Consider the following 17,165-nt stretch of genomic DNA (forward strand, 5'->3'; position numbering starts at 1 on the left):
TTTTAAGATCGTTCTCAACGGACGGACATTCTGTCTATGAATAATGGTGCAGAAGCAACTCAATCGCAGCGTGAAACGATGCAAGCTCAACCAGAAGTTAAAGCGTTCAGCTTAGAACAGCACCAGAAACAGCTACAAACGATCGAATTCCAAACCTACGCAAAATCTGTATAAGTGAGATTGCTAAAGCGATTGCTAACATCAACTTTAAAGTTATCAAGAACTTCATACGAAGCTGAATTATCGAGTGTTGAAATTAGTTCACGTCAATTTGCACGATAGTACAAAGCTATGGCAATCTCTCTAAAGGTATATTTATTGTCTCAAATTTGCTCATAGCCTGATAAAGCCATTAGACTGATTTTCAGTCTGGTTCTATATTTCTAGATAAAAAACTAGGGTTATTTGCTGCGGAATGATATGAATTTTTATAATTCTATGATGTCGCCTTCAATTATGAGTGACGGTGTGCATGAGTGATGCTGTTTCGATTCAAGCTTTCGATCATTTAGAACTTTATGTCGGCAATGCAAAACAAGCTGCGATGTTTTACGACCGCGCTTTTGGCTTTCAGTCGATCGCCTATCGAGGACTCGACACTGGAACCCGTGATGTTGCCTCCTATGTCATGCAGCAAGGCGAAATTCGCTTAGTGTTGAGTTCTGCGCTTGATTCAGATCATCCGATCGCGCTTAAAACTGCTAAGCACGGCGATCATGTTGCGATTATTGCGTTGAGGGTGATGGATGTTGATCGAGCTGTTGCAACCAGCATGGCACGGGGCGCTCTGATAGCAGTGCCAGTGACCGAAGAATCAGACGAAATGGGAACTTATCGCTATGCTGCAATTTATGGATATGGCAATACGCTGATTAAATTTGTGCAACGCGATCGTTACCACGGCGTTTTTGCTCCAGAATTTGTTCCACGTCTAACTCAATCTCATACAGATGCTGGATTAATCAAGATTGACCACATTGTTGGGAACGTTGAGAAAGGACAAATGAATCGCTGGGTAAAGTTTTTTGAGAACGTTTTAGGATTAAGTCTATTAATACAGTTTGATGATAAAACGATTACAACCGAGTATTCTGCACTCACTTCCTCTGTAATGCAGAATGCCACAGGTACGATCAAACTTCCCATTAACGAACCTGCGATCGGCAAAGGAAAATCTCAAATTCAAGAATTTCTAGAATACAATCACGGCGCGGGAGTTCAGCATGTCGCTTATCTCACTCACAGCATTGTTGATACGGTGACGAAGCTGAAAAATCTAGGAATTGAGTTTCTCAGCGTTCCCCGATCGTACTATGCAGATTTAGAAGCGCGAATTGGCAAGATTGATCAATCGATCGACCAATTAGCCGAACTGGGAATTTTAGTCGATCGCGATCGTGAAGGCTATTTGCTGCAAATTTTCACCCGCCCTGTGCAAGATCGCCCGACCTTATTTTTTGAAATCATCGAACGGCACGGAGCGCAAGGGTTCGGGGAAGGAAATTTCAAATCGTTGTTTGAAGCGATCGAGCGGGAACAAGCCTTACGCGGAAATCTTTAGAAACTGCGATCGGTGGGTGTTTCGTCGATTGTATTCTCTAAACTAGATCCCAGTGATTGAGAGCTACCAGCATGACCGATACGACACTTTCCTACGACGTAGAACAAGCGGTAAGAGAGCGCTATGCAGCAGGCGCACAGCAACCTCAAGCCTCGCTTTGCTGCCCAACGGATGGTTATGATCAGCGCTATTTGAAAATTTTGCCGCAAGAAATCATCGAGAAAGACTATGGCTGTGGCGATCCCACTCGCTACGTAACCCCCGGCGAAACGGTCGTTGATCTGGGTTCTGGAGCCGGAAAAAACTGCTACATTTTGGCACAAAAAGTCGGCGCCGCCGGGAAAATCATCGGTGTGGATATGAACGATGAAATGCTCAGCTTGTCACGCAAATATATTGCGCCAATAAGCGAGAAGCTAGGCTATGAGAATGTCGCATTTGTGAAAGGCAAAATTCAAGACCTAGCGCTGAATCTAGACCTGGTACAACAGTGGTTAGAACAGCATCCCATCCATTCTGTAGACCAGGTTGCGGCGTTTGAGACAGAGTGCGATCGCTTACGTCAAACTCAACCCTTAATTGCAACAGATAGCGTTGACGTTGTAATTTCCAATTGTGTTCTCAATCTTGTTCGTCCTCAAGATAAAAAACAATTGTTTCAAGAGATTTTTCGTGTTCTCAAGCGTGGTGGACGCGCTGTAATCTCAGATATTGTTTGTGATGAAGCTCCGACCGAGAAGATTTTGAACGATCCGGAACTGTGGAGCGGCTGTATTGCGGGTGCATTCTGTGAAAATGAGTTTCTCGAAATGTTTGAGCAGGCGGGATTTTATGGAATCGAAATTCTGGCGCGTCAGACTGAGCCGTGGCAGGTCATTGATGGCGTGGAGTTCCGATCGCTCACCGTTCAAGCGTTCAAGGGGAAACAAGGCGAATGTTGGGAGCGCAATCAAGCTGTAATTTATCGCGGCCCTTGGAAGTCGGTGCAAGATGACGACGGACACACCCTCTATCGGGGTGAACGCATGGCAGTGTGCGATAAAACGTTTCAAATCTACACCAATTCCAAGGGTGCTTATCATTCTGATATCATTCCGATTCCGCCGCGTGATTCAGTTTCATTCGAGGTAGCAAAACCATTTGATTGCTCTAGCGATACCTTTCGTGATCCGCGTGTGACTAAAGGTGCAGATTATCGCGAAACGATCGACCAATCCAATGGCGACTGTAGCTCTTCAAGCTGCTGTTAATCTTGTTCAAATACCTTCCCCAACGCGGCAGGTGGCGTACTCCGAATCAGTTCTGAAGCCGTGTTGTCGATCGGGGAAGGTAATAGTTTTAGCAATCGCTCTAACCAATCGCTCGAAGTTAAAACCAACAATAGAATCATCAATAGAAATGGCGCAACGGTAAACACTTGAGTCGGAACATCTGGAATCGTACTTTGAGCCACGCCCGCCAGCGATTGCAAAATGCCAAATAAATAACAGCTAATTGCAACTCTGAGCGGATTCCAGCCGCCAAAAATGACGATCGCTAACGCAATCCATCCATATCCGGCTGTATGCAACTGACTCCATCCCGCCTTAAAATTTAGCGAGAATGCTGCCCCAGCCATTCCCATCATTGCGCCCCCGATCAGCGTGTAAATATAGCGCATTAAAACGACATTCGTTCCTCTCGCAAATGCCGCATTCGGTTGTTCTCCGATCGCTCTTAACATCAATCCAGCGCGAGTCCGGTAGAAATAAATCCAAACGAGCGCGATCGCCAAATAGCTGAGATAAACGAGCAAATCACTCTGAAAAAACAACTGCCCCATCAATGGGATATCCTGCAATAGCGGCAACCGAAAACTCGGAACCGTTGGCCCCGGAATTCGCACAAATGGATTTCCAAGAAACGACGACAAACTTGCACCCAACAGCGTCAACACAAACCCGATCGCCACTTGAGACTGTTTCAGAGTCAGCGACCCAAATGCCACAATCAGCGCGATCGCCGCTCCGACCAATCCCGCTCCCACAAATCCGATAATTAAGCTTGGAACCGTTCCGGTCGCTTCGAGCGTTTTCGCGATCGCAAATCCCGTCATCGCACCCATCAAGATTGTGCCTTCTGCCGAGAGGTTAATTACTCCCGCTCGCTCTCCGATCGTTTCTCCGAGCGTAGCAAAGACTAAAGGCGTTGAAGTGGCGATCGCTGTTGCAAAAATCGGAATTAGTTGAGCCGCATCCATAATCAAAAAAGCTTTGAAACCGCGTAGATTTGCTTACTCTATCAAATGTCACCCGTCGGCAAGGTAAAAAATTTAGCTTCTTTTCAGACTTAACTAAACTGCACTTTTTCGTAGATATCGGCAATTAACAATGTGGCTTCAACCGGTAGCTCCGCTCCCCGTAGGGTTCGCAGTTGAATTTCTGTATCTGATTCTGATCAATCAGAAGATACTTTTGAAGTGATGGAATCGATTGATACAGCTTGAATTTATCTTCTCGATCGAACTCTTCCGTCGAATCTGAGAGTACCTCAATAACGACTTGTGGATTGGACACAGTTGTTTTGTGATTGAGAGAATATTCAGGCTCTCCAGCAATCACCATAAGATCGGGATAGCGAAGCTTTTGGGAATTTGGAATCCAAACCTTCACATCTCAAATGAAAACTTCAAAGTTCTGTCCTTTCAATCCAATGGCCAGAGCAGTACACAAATTTCGGCAGATTCTATTATGATTTGTCGTTCCGCCTGTCATTGTGGTAATCACTCCGTTATCGTATTCACTTCTAAATTCAGTAGTTGCTTCTAAATCTAAGTATTCTTCTGGTGTGTAGAGGCGCTGTTCTTGTGCAATAGCTCAATTCATTAAAAATTCTCCCATTCATGCTTAAAGAGAATGCCTGCCAAACAGCTTGAATTCCTTCAAACTATCGAGCAGGCATCAAATTTTGATTCAGATTGATTTAGAACAATCCGAGGGTCAGACCTTGGCTTACCGGGAAGATTGCGCCAATTCCGAGCCACATCGTTACGAAGGTTCCAAACAGAAATACCGCCATCGCAACCGGACGACGGAAGGGATTTTGGAACTTGTTCACGTTTTCGATAAACGGAACGGCGATCAAGCCTAGAGGTACAGAACCCATCAACACGACACCCAAGAGTTTGTTCGGCACCAGGCGCAGAATGTTGAATACGGGGTACAGATACCACTCAGGTAGAATTTCGAGCGGCGTTGCAAATGGATTTGCAGGCTCACCGTTCATAGCAGGGTCAAGCACTGCCAAACCGACGCAAAGCGCGATCGTGCCCAAAATCACGACCGGGAAAATATACAGCAAATCGTTGGGCCAAGCAGGTTCACCGTAGTAATTGTGACCCATACCTTTCGCCAACTTTGCACGCAATTGAGGATCGCTAAGATCCGGCTTTTTAATCGTTGCCATTTAACAAAGGTTCTCCTTAACTCTAGAGATCAGCTAAACACTTTTGAATTCGAGACTTTAAGCTTATCTTAAGCGCAATTCTAAAGTCCCGAATCCAAAAATTCCTTACAACGGACCTGAAATTCCTTGCTTTCGGATCATCAGGAAGTGCGCCAACATAAAGACGGCGATCAACCAAGGTAAGACAAAAGTGTGAGCGCTGTAGTAGCGAGTTAAGGTCGATTGACCGACGCTTGCACCACCCCGCAGCAAATCTGCAATCAGGGTTCCAACAACGGGAATCGCTTCAGGCACACCCGACACGATTTTCACCGCCCAGTAGCCCACTTGATCCCAAGGCAGCGAGTAGCCAGTCACACCGAAAGAAACGGTAATGACGGCAAGAACGACACCCGTTACCCAGGTCAACTCACGCGGCTTTTTGAAGCCACCGGTGAGGTATACGCGGAACACGTGCAGAATCATCATCAACACCATCATGCTGGCAGACCAGCGGTGAATGGAGCGAATCAGCCAGCCAAAGTTGACTTCGTTCATGATGTACTGAACGGAAGAAAATGCTTCGGCAACGGTTGGCTTGTAGTAGAAAGTCATTGCAAATCCAGTCGCAAACTGGATCAAAAAGCAAGTCAGCGTAATGCCGCCCAAGCAATAGAAGATGTTGACGTGGGGAGGCACGTACTTGCTGGTTACGTCTTCGGCAAGCGCTCCAATTTCGAGGCGCTCATCGAACCAGTCATACACATTTGCCATAAAGCAAGCGTTCCTAAAGATGATTGCTGTTCATAAAAAATGTAACACATCCATAAGGCGGATTTCTTGGCACGAAGAGGCAATTTATCAGGGTTTTTGCCGATTTCGTAGGGGTTTGACCAGCGATCGGTAAGCTTAAGCCTTTGTGAAGAATAATTTCGTTTCGCAAAACTTTTGTCGGATTTGGTCTTCTCTGGCAAAGTGAATCATACTGGGATTTTGCTCCTTCAAATTGCTGGATTTAGCGCTACTATCGATCGCTATGGAAAAACGATTCATTTGGCTTCGCTCACTGACAATCATTGGATTGTCGATCGCGGCTGCGCTCTTGTTGATGGCAGCCCCTGCAACAGCGCTGACCGAGGAGCAGAAGTTAATTAACGAAGTGTGGCGAATTATTGATCGGGCGTATGTTGATCCGACGTTCAATCATAAGAATTGGTGGGCGCTACGAGAGAAGTCTCTGAAGCAATCGATGCCGAATCGAGAAGCAACGTATGGCGCGATTTCGCAGATGCTGGCGGTGCTGGATGACCCGTTTACCAGGCTATTAAAGCCGGATCAGTATCGCAGTCTGCAAACGAGTACGTCCGGTGAGTTGACGGGTGTCGGATTGCAGATTGCGCTGGATGTGGAAACGAAGCGACTGAAGGTGATTTCGCCGATCGTGGGCTCTCCTGCTGCAAAGTCCGGGATTCTTGCAGGGGACAAGATTCTAAAAATTGATGATGTGACCACCGAAGGACTGAGCCTTGATGAAGCTGCCGAAAGAATGCGCGGTGTTGTGGGGAGTCATGTCACTTTGACGATCGCTCGCGAGAATGGAGGTGAGCGCGAGTTTGACTTGGTGCGCGATCGCATTGAGGTGAATCCAGTAATTGCAGAGTTGCGTCCACAAGCCGATGGATCAAAGATTGGGTATTTGCGATTGAGCCAGTTTAACGCGAATGCAACGATGGAAGTGGCTCATGCGATCGCAAAACTGGAGCGCGATGGAGTCGATCGCTATGTTCTCGATCTGCGAAACAATCCGGGTGGACTGCTGAATGCGGGAATTGAAATTGCGCGATTGTGGCTGAATGAGGGCGAAATTGTTTATACCGTGAATCGCCAAGGAACGATCGGCAGCTTTGAGGCGACAGGCAAGGCATTAACTCAAGATCCGCTGGTCGTGCTCGTCAATCAAGGGACTGCCAGTGCGAGCGAGATTTTGGCGGGAGCGCTGCAAGATAACGGACGGGCGACGATTTTGGGTGAAAAGACCTTTGGGAAGGGCTTGATTCAATCGCTGTTTGATTTATCAGATGGTGCAGGGTTGGCGGTGACGGTTGCGAAGTATGAGACACCCAATCATACGGATATTAACCGTTTAGGAATTCAGCCCGATCGCATTGTGCCTCTGGATCAGTCGATGACGATCGAGCAGATTGGAACACCGTTGGATAAGCAGTATCAAGCGGCGATCGATATGTTGTCTGAGACTTCTCTTGTGGCAGGAGCGAAGTGAGCTTTGAGCGCGTCTATCATGATCCGCTGCATGGAGCGATCGCGCTGAACTGGAGCGATTCGACTGAGGCGCTTTTGATTCAATTGATTGATACTCCTGCGTTTCAGCGATTGCGGCGGATTCGGCAGTTAGGCCCTGCCAGTTTGACGTTTCATGGGGCAGAAGGGTCAAGATTTACGCATTCATTGGGCGTGATGGCGGTGGCAAGACGGGCGTTTGATCGCATGGCGCGGGATTATCCACAGCTTGCGCCGCATCGAACAGTGTTGCTGTGTGCAGCGTTGCTTCATGATATCGGGCATGGTGCGTTTAGCCATACGGCTGAGGAAATTTTTGGCAGCGATCATGAGGTTTGGACGCGGCGGATTGTGCGGGAGTCGGAGCCGATTCGGGAATTGTTCGATCGTGTTTCGCCAGATTTTATTGATCAAATTGAAGCAGTTTTACTGAAGAAATATCCGCTGCCGTTGATTTGGCAGTTAGTTTCGAGCCAGTTAGATTGCGATCGCATTGATTATCTAATGCGAGATAGTTACTTTACTGGGGCATCTTACGGGCGGATTGATCTCGATCGAATTTTGATGGCGTTGCGATACGATCCGGTGACGCAGCAATTAGTGGTTGCGCGTAAGGGAATGGCGGCGATCGAGCATTATTTGATCGTGCGTTATTTTATGTATGCTCAGGTGTATAACCATCGTAAAAATGTGGCGGCAACTTGGGTATTGTTGAAGGTGTTTGAGCAGGCAAGATCTCAATTCAAACTTGGTAACTTGAATGCGGATCAGAACGTAAAAGCTTGGCTAAATCAAGAGTGTAATCAAATTGGGTTAGCGCAATATTTAGCTACAGATGATGGAACGTTTATCTATCATTTACAACAGTGGCAAACGCACGAGGATGCAATTTTGGCGGATTTGTCTCGACGTTTTCTTAACCGAGATTTGCTGAAGGCTTTGGATATTTCGCAGTTGGAGGAGAGCGATCGAGCGTTATTGCTAGAAAAGGCACAATATTGGACAGATCAGGCGGGATTTGATTCGTCAGTCTATTGCGGTTTAAGAATTGCTGTGAAGCGGGGATATACGCTGTACGATCGTGGAATTAATATTCAAACAACGGCTGGATTGCGAGAAATTGGAGAGCTTTCGGCACTGGTGCAAACGTTGACTCAGCCGATTCAAAACGTTTGGTTGATTTATCTGCGTGAGATTGATACAAAAGTCAAAAACTTTGTAGAGAAAACGAGCTTGTCACTTTGAGTAAGATATTGATCGCTCCACTATCGATCGAATCTTACTCACCCGCTCCTGATATTCCGTTTCACTCAGCACCGGGATTGTCTGATCAACCGCAACATCTTCAATTTCAATCCACGATCGACATCCACCATAAGCTTCTTGATATGCAATCTTTTGCGGTTGCGGCAAGCGAAACACTCGCAGCAACAGTAAATACAACGGCGATCGCGGCTTCCACTTCAATCGCTCTTCGACAAATCGATCGTTCCAAATGTGAAACGGCAGCAACGATCGCACCACATCCGCATCACTCACTTGAAGCACATCAGTAATATCAGCGATCGAACTTATCTCAATCGTTTCGGGATGCCAACCGGATTCGACTCGATCGACTAAATTCGGTTGCTTGAGTAAGGCAGGGTCTTGATGCTCGTAGGTTGGATATAGTAACACTCGACGAAATGGCACCTCAAATCGTCCCTTCTCCTCGCGAATCCCACCTTTGCGAAGCAGCAAAATTGTTTCTCCCTGCTCCAAAGCTTTAATTGCGATCGACCATTCCTTGAGTGCCTGCTGCATAACTGTTTTATCTCGGTAAATCTAGCGTTGAGAAAAACTCTAAGCACACCACGAAAAACGGAAACATGATTCCTGCAAGTCCAATCCAACCACCAAACTGCCCAATGAGCGAAGATAGCTTTTTTCTGGGTTGATCGCCTACCTGTGCCACAAACTGAGAACTCATACTCACTAACGCCGCCCCACCCAAGCCAAACGGGAGACTCAGCAAAAACCACGTTCTCAGTCTAGCGCCCGGATTAATCAATCCAAGCGTGGGAAATAGCACAAAACTGACCGCCTCTACCACAAGCCACAGCCCTAGAGCTGTCAGCAAATCTTTCTTTTGCAGGTCGTCAAAGGAAAAGTTACTCATCGTCTAACCTTAAGGGTTTCTCAATCTTTGGGTAGTAAAACATCACGATCGCATTTCTTAGAATAAAGATGACTCAAAAGTTCGGAGCGATGAGAAATGACCCCTCACGATTTATTGATGCTGGTTGTGATGCTAATCCCTGGGATCTTGCTTTCTGTGGCAATTATGGCAACGTTTGCGGCGGGTGGCTAATTTATTTCAGCCCGATTTCGGCAAGTCGCTGCTGTAGATATTTGCCTGCGGTGATTTTAGGGAATTTGATAGTGCCGCCTGTACGATCGATGCAGCCCTGAAGCGGCGTAAGATCGGTTTTGCTGGTGGGATGCACAAAAAATGGCATCGAAAATCGGCGAGATCGATCTCCCGGATTCACAACACGATGAGTTGTACTTTTGAGTAATCCATTGGTGAGTTGCTGCAACATATCACCGCTATCGACAATGATTTGACCTTCAACATTCGGAATTGCTCTCCAAGTTCCGTCACGCTGTAAGAGTTCTAACCCGCTTTCGGTTGCTTCACACAGCAAGGTAATTAGATTGATGTCCTCGTGAGGAGCCGATCGTAAGCTTGCAGGATCAGCATTCTGTGGAATAGGTGGATAGTGAATAATTCTCAGAATAGTATCAGCATTGATCGTCGTATCGCTGAGAAACGATCGCGGCTCTTCCAGATATAAGGCACAAGCTTCGAGTAGTTTCACCGCACAGTGTTCGAGTTGGGCGTATAGCTGGTTCATGGTCGATCGAAACTCAGGAACTTCGATCGGGTCAAGATTCAGGAGATGATTTTCGCGTCCAACGTGCCAAAATTCTTTGAGATCCGGGACAGGATAATCTTTCGCGTGTTCTTTGCCAAGTCGCGTAAATCCTCGCTGTCCATTCAGGCTCGGATCTTCGTAGCGTAATTTCACGTCTGCGGGTAGCTTGAAGAATGCTTCGGCGAGCTGATAGGCGCGTTGAATTAGGGTGCGATCGACCCCATGATTGATCAAGGCAAAAAAGCCAATGTCTTCTAAAGCCTTGCCGATCGTCAAAACGAAATTCTGTTGCTGAGCTGGATCGTCGGATAGAAAGGATTGGAGATCAGCGATCGGAATGGGTTGTTTCATCTTGTACTTTCTCCATTGAATCAGCGAATTGCATGACTTAATTTTGCATTTGCTGAATCAAGTTGAGAAATTCTGTGATCAAGATCAGAAATTCCGCATCAAGTTGAGAAATTCCGTGATCAAGATCAGAAATTCCGCGATCGAGTTGAGCAATTGCATGACTTGATTCTGCATCTGCTGAATCGAGTTGAGCAATTGCGTGATTGAGTTGAGCAATTTGTTGTTGATTAAATCGACAAATCTCGGTGCGTAAACGGTTTCGCATTTGCGCCCGAATAGGTTGCCGCAATTTGTCCATCCCCGACTAATTGATATTTGTAAGTCACCAATCCTTCAAGCCCAACCGGGCCTCGCGGCGGCATTTTCTGTGTACTGATTCCAACTTCTGCTCCAAACCCATATCGAAAACCGTCGGCAAATCGCGTCGAACAGTTGTGATACACGCCTGCTGCATCAACTTGATTCATAAACAACTGTGCAGTTTTTACATCTTCAGTCACGATCGCATCGGTGTGTTTTGAGCCGTAAGTATTGATATGTGCGATCGCGTCTTCGGTTGAATCAACAATCTTAATCGCCAGAATTAAATCACTGTATTCTGTTGACCAATCTGCCTCGGTTGCTGCTGCAATGTTCAGAATTTCGCGAGTGCGTTCATCTCCGCGCAGTTCTACATTCTTGGCTTGAAATGCTGAAACCGCTTCGAGCAGAAATTCCGACGCGATCGCAGAATGCACTAACAACGTTTCGATCGCATTGCAAGCCGCAGGATATTGCGTTTTAGAATCGACTGCAATGTTGATCGCTTTTCCAATATCGGCAGCACGATCGACGTACAAATGGCAGATTCCATCAGCATGACCTAACACCGGAATCCGCGTATTATCCTGCACAAATTTCACGAACGAATTTGATCCGCGTGGAATAATCAGATCCACATATTGATCGAGTTTCAATAACTCCAGTGTTTCCTCGCGTGTTGTCAGCAATTGCACAGCAGCCGGATCAATTCCCGCATTGGTCAATCCCTGATGAATGGCTCTTACTAATGCTTCACACGATCGAATCGCTTCTTTCCCACCTTTGAGAATGACTCCATTCCCCGACTTAATCGCAAGGCTCGAAATCTGCATCACCGCATCCGGTCGCGCCTCAAAGATCACGCCCAACACACCCAGCGGACAAGTCACCCGCTTGAGGATCAAACCTTCATCTAGTTCACGATGAATCTGAACGGCTCCGATCGGATCGGCTAATTTACCAACATCGCGCACTCCCACGATCGCGCCCTTCAATTTCGCTTCATCCAACTTCAACCGCGCATACAGCGCCGAAGAAATTCCTTCTGCCTGTGCTGCCTCACAGTCCGCCGCATTTGCCGCCAAAATTTCTGCTGCATTTGCTTCGAGTGCATCGGCAATCTTCGCGATCGCCTCGTTTCGCTTCTCAGTTGGCTGCACCGCAAGTTGACGCGCTGCATTTTGGGTTTGCTGTGCGAGTGTGGTGAGTGAAACTGAAGCAGCAGAGGCAGTCATGACAAAAATCCGATTCGTGACAGTTTCCAGCGTAATACATTCTTAGCGCAGCATCTTAGAGATGTTCTTCGTTCATCCAGCGAGATTTTTCAGCGTGCTAAGCTGAAAGCTGTAATCAAGATTAAGATTGGTTTACAAACGGTTGCATCCGGAAATCAAACATGATCAAGTTAGAGTCCGAATCTGGCTTTGCAGGTAGCGTTCCATTCAAAAACTTGCTGCCGCCCTATCGGTTTGTTCGTTCTGATGAAGCCGTGATTCATCACCATCATGCGGAAACCGCTCCACTTAACGAAAAAGCAGTTCGGGTGCTGAATTGGAACATTGCTAAGAATAATGACGATCGCGCATGGCAAACCGATTTTGATTGGATTCTCGATCGCTACCGTCCCGATCTGGTTTTTCTGCAAGAATTCAGTTTGTGCGCTCACTCCAAAAATTTTAAGCTGGCAGAATTAAGCTGGAGTTTCGCACCGAACTTTATCGACCAGTATCACAACATTTATGCAGGGGTTTTAACTGGCTCCCAATCGACCAGTGTGACTCACCGAGCGTTAGTGACTGAGCATTTTGAACCTGTCTCAAATACCCCAAAGGTTTCTCTGGTTACAGAGCATCCGTTTGCTGCGGGAACCCTGCTGACGATTAACTCGCACCTAATTAATTTTGTCGATTTAGAAAAGTTCAAAGCACAACTGCACGAAATCGAAAGCGCGATCGCACATCATTCTGGAGCAGTCATCTTTTCGGGGGATTTTAATACTTGGAATCGATCCAGGTGGCAGATGCTTGATAAGATGACGCGCAGACTCGGTTTAATCAGAGCAGAGTTTCCAGCAACCGATGCTCAAAAAATCAAGCGATTTTTGCTGTCTCCACCGCTCGATCATATTTTCTATCGCGGATTGCGACAAAATTATTTAGCAGCGCGTGTTCTCGACCACATTCAATCGTCTGATCATAAACCGATGCTGGTTGAGTTTCATCTCTGAGTCAGGCTATGGTCGATGTCGGTGGTTCCGTTCGGATCTTTAGCATTGCCGCAATTGTTGTTCATGTTTTAGGAGTTATCAATGCGGGTCATGCCGTGATGACGGTGCGATCGTCGCGTGGGGCGGTGGCTTGGAGTATTTCACTCTTGACATTTCCGTGGTTAGCGATTCCAGCCTACTGGGTTTTGGGACGCAATCGATTCTATGGCTATGCGGAAGCGCTTCATGCCGCTTATGTCGAACACAACACGCTGGCTCAACAGGTTTATCAAGAGGCTTTAGAATACAAAACGGAATTACCCAAAGAATTCGCTTCGCTGCAAAAGTTAGCAGATACGTTAACAACGATTCCATTCACAACGGGAAATCATTTTGAATTGTTGCTGAATGGAATGGAAACCTTTGCAGCAATGCTATCTGCAATTGGATCAGCAAAAGATTATATATTGCTGCAAACCTATACGTTAGATGATGATGAGATTGGGCATGAATTCTGCAAAGCTCTAATTCAGAAAGCGTCTCAGGGTGTCCGAGTGTACTTGCTCTACGATGGAATTGGCACACGCGGACTGGCACGATCGTATCTCCGCTCTCTTCGTCAAGCAGGCGTGAAAGTTAGAGCCTTTAGAAGCACAAAAGGACGGGGAAATCGCTGGCAAATTAACTTTCGGAATCACCGCAAGATTCTGATTGTCGATGGCGCGATCGGCTTTGTGGGGGGATTGAATATTGCGGATGAATATCTCGGCTACAAACCGCCCTTAAGCCCGTGGCGCGACACGCACATGAGAGTGCAAGGAACTGCGGTGAAATGTCTACAGGGAAGTTTTTTAGGCGACTGGTTTTGGGCAACGCGAAGCCTTCCGAAAGTGCAATGGAACATTGATCCGAAACCAGGGTTTAACCAAACAGCGCTCGTATTTCCGACGGGACCTGCGGATCATGTTCCCGCTTGTACGTTGTTTTTCCTGAATGTGATCAATCAAGCAACACAACGGTTGTGGATTGCGAGTCCCTATCTTGTGCCGGATGAATCGATCGCAACTGCGCTCAAACTTGCTGCAATTCGTGGGGTCGATGTGCGGATTTTGCTTCCGAATCGTCCAGATCATTTCATGGTGTATTTCTGCGCGTTTTCGTATTACAACGAGATGCAAACCGCAGGCGTGAAGATTTACCGCTATCAGCCTGGATTTATGCACCAAAAAATCATTTTGGTGGATGATGCGATCGCCGGAGTTGGCACAGTCAATTTGGATAATCGATCGTTCCAACTGAATTTTGAAGTCACCGTGTTTGTGCTGAATCAGGAGTTTGTGCGATCGGTTGAGAAAATGCTGCAAGACGATTTAGAACTCTGTCGCTTAGTTGAACCTGGAGACTATCAGAAACGTCCATTGTGGTTTCGGTTAGTGGCGCGGATTGCGCGATTATTTGCCCCGATCTTGTAATCGACCTGCTACGATCGCGATCTGCACTCTTGCTGATTGATGTGATGAAAACTCCAGAACTGCTTGCACCTGCTGGAAATTGGGAATGCGCTAAGGCTGCGATCGAGAACGGCGCAGATGCAATCTACTTTGGGTTGGATCGGTTTAATGCCCGAATGCGAGCAGAAAACTTTACAGAATCGGATCTGCCGGAGTTAATGGAGTTTTTACACTGGCGCGGCGTGAAGGGTTATGTCACGCTGAATACATTAATCTTTCAGAATGAATTAGCAGAAGTAGAACAATACTTACGATCGATTATCACTTCCGGTGTCGATGCGGTGATTGTGCAAGACATTGGAATTTGTCGTTTAATTCGCCACTTATCTCCAGATTTTCCGATTCATGGCTCGACTCAAATGACGGTGACGAGTGCAGCAGGAGTCGAGTTTGCGAAGTCGCTCGGTTGTCAGTTGGTCGTATTAGCGCGGGAATGTTCGATCAAAGAGATTAACAAGATTCAAAAGCAATTAAACGACAACAACATCACGCTACCGCTTGAAGTGTTTGTGCATGGTGCATTGTGTGTGGCGTATTCAGGGCAGTGTTTGACCAGCGAAGCGTTAGGAGGTCGATCGGCGAATCGGGGAGAATGTGCTCAAGCTTGTCGAATGCCCTATGAATTAATTTCGGACGGACAAACCGTGAATTTAGGCGATCGACGGTATTTGCTCAGCCCTCAAGATTTAGCCGGATTAGATGTGCTGCCAGAACTGGTGCGATCCGGCGTGTCTTGTCTCAAAATCGAAGGACGGTTAAAAGCTCCTGAATATGTGGCGAATGTCACTAGAGTTTATAGAAATGCACTTGATCAAGCGATCGCTGATGTGAATGCTGAACGCTACAACTTAGAAATGGCATTTTCACGCGGCTTGCACACTGGATGGTTTAACGGAATTAACAATCAAGAACTCGTTCATGCAAGATTTGGCAAGAAGCGCGGCGTTTATCTCGGTGAAGTGATTGATATTCGACGAGAGCAGATTACGATCGCTGCAAAAGCCCCAGTAAAACCCGGCGATGGCGTTGTCTTCGATGCGGGACATCCAGAAGCTAAAGAAGAAGGCGGACGGATTTATGCCGTCGATCGACAAAACGGAAAAACAATTTTGACATTTGGACGCGATCAGTTAAATTTGCGTCGCATCAGTACCGGCGATTTGATTTGGAAAACGAGCGATCCGGATCTCGATCGACAAATTCGCCAAACTTACGCAGGCGATCAACCAAAATTTCAGCGACCGATTGAGATTGAAATTCATGGTGAAATTGGGCAGGCTTTGATTGCGATCGCCAGAGATGCTGCGGGACATATTACCCGCGTTGAATCTGAGATGCCCTTAGTTGAAGCACATTCAAAACCTTTAACGACGGAGCGATTACAAGAACAATTCGGACGACTTGGAAATACACCATTCAAGTTAGGCAAACTCGACAATCATTTAACGGATGCTGCAATGATTCCGGTGAGTGAACTGAATCGAATGCGGCGGGAAATTGTCGATCGATTAGAACAACTCCGAATTCAACCGAAACAATGGCAAATGGATGAGGCGCGATCAATGCAAGATTTATTGCCCTCATCCCCAACCCTTCTCCCTAGGGGAGAAGGGAGCCAGACCTCTTATTCCCTCTCCCCTAGGGAGAGGGCTAGGGTGAGGGCAACAACCGATCCAACCGTAGCGAACAATCCTGAATTAACTATTCTTGTTCGCAATCTTAAACAATTAGAAACGGTTTTGAAATCAGGAATTCAAACCGTTTACTGCGAATTTGAAGATCCTCGCGCTTATCGTCAAGCCGTTGAGTTAACTCGCCAATCTTCAGATGCAGAAATTTGGGTGGCACCACCGAGAATTACAAAACCTGGTGAACAGTGGATCTTAGATCAAGTTCGCAAATCAAACGCAGATGGGTATTTGATCCGAAACTATGATCACTTGAAGTATTTCAAGGACGATCGCAAAATTGGTGACTTCTCGCTCAATGTCGCTAACGCTATTACTGCCGATTACTTCAAACAATTCGGTCTAGAACGTCTCAGCGCTTCGTATGACCTCAATATCGAACAACTGACGCACCTCATTAAAAGCTGTCCCTCCGATTGGCTTGAAATCACCATTCATCAACACATTCCAATGTTTCACATGGAGCATTGTGTCTTCTGTGCATTTCTCTCAGAAGGCACGGACTTCACGAACTGCGGCAGACCTTGTGAACAGCATGAAGTGAAATTGCGCGATCGTACCGGAATCGAGCACGTTTTACACGCCGATGCAGGCTGCCGAAATACTGTATTCAACGGAACCGCACAAACCGGAGCAGAATTCTTACATCACTTGCAACAATGCGGCGCACAACGCTTTAGAATCGAATTTCTCAACGAATCCAGTCATCAAATCACACAGACTATCGATCGCTATCGTCAACTCCTGAACGGAGAAATCACAGGCGCACAACTTTGGCGGGATTTAAAACTGCAAAATCAGCTTGGAGTTACACGCGGCACATTGGGTTGATGCAATTGATAAGTTTTCTCCAAGTCCTGAAATCTTCTGCTTCTGTCCTGTGGTAGACGGAGGATCGATCGTAAATTT

Annotated in this window: 16 protein-coding genes and 1 pseudogene; 8 read left to right on the top strand and 9 right to left on the bottom strand. The window is 46.7% G+C overall.

Translation table 11 applies throughout. The features are described from left to right. The first annotated feature begins 36 nt into the window (after window positions 1-36). From H6F51_18995 to H6F51_19005, 3 genes are all read left to right on the top strand, one after another. Window positions 37-174 (top strand): hypothetical protein, encoded by a 138-nt coding sequence (locus H6F51_18995; protein MBD1824559.1) that lies wholly within the window; start codon window positions 37-39, stop codon window positions 172-174. Between the two features lie 298 nt (window positions 175-472). Then, window positions 473-1,561, top strand: a complete 1,089-nt coding sequence (gene hppD / locus H6F51_19000) for a 4-hydroxyphenylpyruvate dioxygenase (protein ID MBD1824560.1) — start codon at window positions 473-475, stop codon at window positions 1,559-1,561. Between the two features lie 71 nt (window positions 1,562-1,632). After that, entirely contained in the window at window positions 1,633-2,811 is a 1,179-nt protein-coding gene (locus H6F51_19005; GenBank protein MBD1824561.1) for a methyltransferase domain-containing protein, read from the top strand. Here the strand turns inward: H6F51_19005 and H6F51_19010 are convergent. The 4 genes and pseudogenes from H6F51_19010 to H6F51_19025 form a co-directional block, all read right to left on the bottom strand. Then, complete coding sequence (locus H6F51_19010; GenBank protein MBD1824562.1) at window positions 2,808-3,800, bottom strand: ABC transporter permease; 993 nt, start codon at window positions 3,798-3,800, stop codon at window positions 2,808-2,810. The two genes, H6F51_19005 and H6F51_19010, sit on opposite strands and share 4 nt — an antisense overlap. Window positions 3,801-3,924: 124 nt before the next feature. Further along, window positions 3,925-4,413, bottom strand: a pseudogene (locus tag H6F51_19015) (Uma2 family endonuclease). A gap of 109 nt (window positions 4,414-4,522) precedes the next feature. Then, window positions 4,523-5,005: a cytochrome b6-f complex subunit IV gene (gene petD, locus H6F51_19020; protein ID MBD1824563.1), complete on the bottom strand. Its 483-nt coding sequence runs from the start codon at window positions 5,003-5,005 to the stop codon at window positions 4,523-4,525. 105 nt (window positions 5,006-5,110) lie between these two features. Beyond that, window positions 5,111-5,758, bottom strand: a complete 648-nt coding sequence (locus H6F51_19025) for a cytochrome b6 (protein ID MBD1824564.1) — start codon at window positions 5,756-5,758, stop codon at window positions 5,111-5,113. Window positions 5,759-6,020: 262 nt separating this feature from the next. Between H6F51_19025 and H6F51_19030 the strand changes: the two genes are divergently transcribed. Then, on the top strand, window positions 6,021-7,265 hold the full coding sequence (locus H6F51_19030) for a PDZ domain-containing protein (GenBank protein ID MBD1824565.1): 1,245 nt from the start codon (window positions 6,021-6,023) through the stop codon (window positions 7,263-7,265). Further along, window positions 7,262-8,527: an HD domain-containing protein gene (locus H6F51_19035; protein ID MBD1824566.1), complete on the top strand. Its 1,266-nt coding sequence runs from the start codon at window positions 7,262-7,264 to the stop codon at window positions 8,525-8,527. Before H6F51_19030 ends, H6F51_19035 begins: the two co-directional genes overlap by 4 nt. On the opposite strand, the gene H6F51_19040 is transcribed toward H6F51_19035, so the two are convergent. From H6F51_19040 to H6F51_19060, 5 genes are all read right to left on the bottom strand, one after another. Continuing rightward, window positions 8,519-9,085: a DUF1802 family protein gene (locus H6F51_19040; protein ID MBD1824567.1), complete on the bottom strand. Its 567-nt coding sequence runs from the start codon at window positions 9,083-9,085 to the stop codon at window positions 8,519-8,521. The two genes, H6F51_19035 and H6F51_19040, sit on opposite strands and share 9 nt — an antisense overlap. A 7-nt stretch (window positions 9,086-9,092) precedes the next feature. Next, a complete protein-coding gene (locus tag H6F51_19045) occupies window positions 9,093-9,440 on the bottom strand; it encodes a hypothetical protein (GenBank protein ID MBD1824568.1) in 348 nt (115 codons plus the stop codon). 193 nt (window positions 9,441-9,633) lie between these two features. After that, window positions 9,634-10,551, bottom strand: coding sequence for an isopenicillin N synthase family oxygenase (locus H6F51_19050; protein MBD1824569.1), 918 nt, complete (start codon window positions 10,549-10,551; stop codon window positions 9,634-9,636). 37 nt (window positions 10,552-10,588) lie between these two features. Further along, window positions 10,589-10,816: a hypothetical protein gene (locus H6F51_19055; protein ID MBD1824570.1), complete on the bottom strand. Its 228-nt coding sequence runs from the start codon at window positions 10,814-10,816 to the stop codon at window positions 10,589-10,591. Beyond that, window positions 10,779-12,086: a glutamate-5-semialdehyde dehydrogenase gene (locus H6F51_19060; protein MBD1824571.1), complete on the bottom strand. Its 1,308-nt coding sequence runs from the start codon at window positions 12,084-12,086 to the stop codon at window positions 10,779-10,781. The genes H6F51_19055 and H6F51_19060 overlap by 38 nt, the downstream gene beginning before the upstream one ends. Before the next feature lie 161 nt (window positions 12,087-12,247). Between H6F51_19060 and H6F51_19065 the strand changes: the two genes are divergently transcribed. Genes H6F51_19065 through H6F51_19075 form a run of 3 tightly spaced genes read left to right on the top strand, consistent with a single transcriptional unit; the run spans window position 12,248 to window position 17,087 of the window. Continuing rightward, window positions 12,248-13,078 carry an endonuclease/exonuclease/phosphatase family protein gene (locus H6F51_19065; GenBank protein MBD1824572.1) on the top strand — a complete coding sequence of 277 codons (831 nt, stop codon included), beginning with the start codon at window positions 12,248-12,250 and terminating at the stop codon, window positions 13,076-13,078. An 8-nt stretch (window positions 13,079-13,086) separates the two neighbouring features. Continuing rightward, on the top strand, window positions 13,087-14,529 hold the full coding sequence (cls, locus tag H6F51_19070; GenBank protein MBD1824573.1) for a cardiolipin synthase: 1,443 nt from the start codon (window positions 13,087-13,089) through the stop codon (window positions 14,527-14,529). 44 nt (window positions 14,530-14,573) lie between these two features. After that, complete coding sequence (locus H6F51_19075; protein MBD1824574.1) at window positions 14,574-17,087, top strand: U32 family peptidase; 2,514 nt, start codon at window positions 14,574-14,576, stop codon at window positions 17,085-17,087. Window positions 17,088-17,165: the final 78 nt, after the last annotated feature.

This window comes from Cyanobacteria bacterium FACHB-DQ100 (genome assembly GCA_014695195.1).
Taxonomy (GTDB): Bacteria; Cyanobacteriota; Cyanobacteriia; order Leptolyngbyales; family Leptolyngbyaceae; genus Leptolyngbya.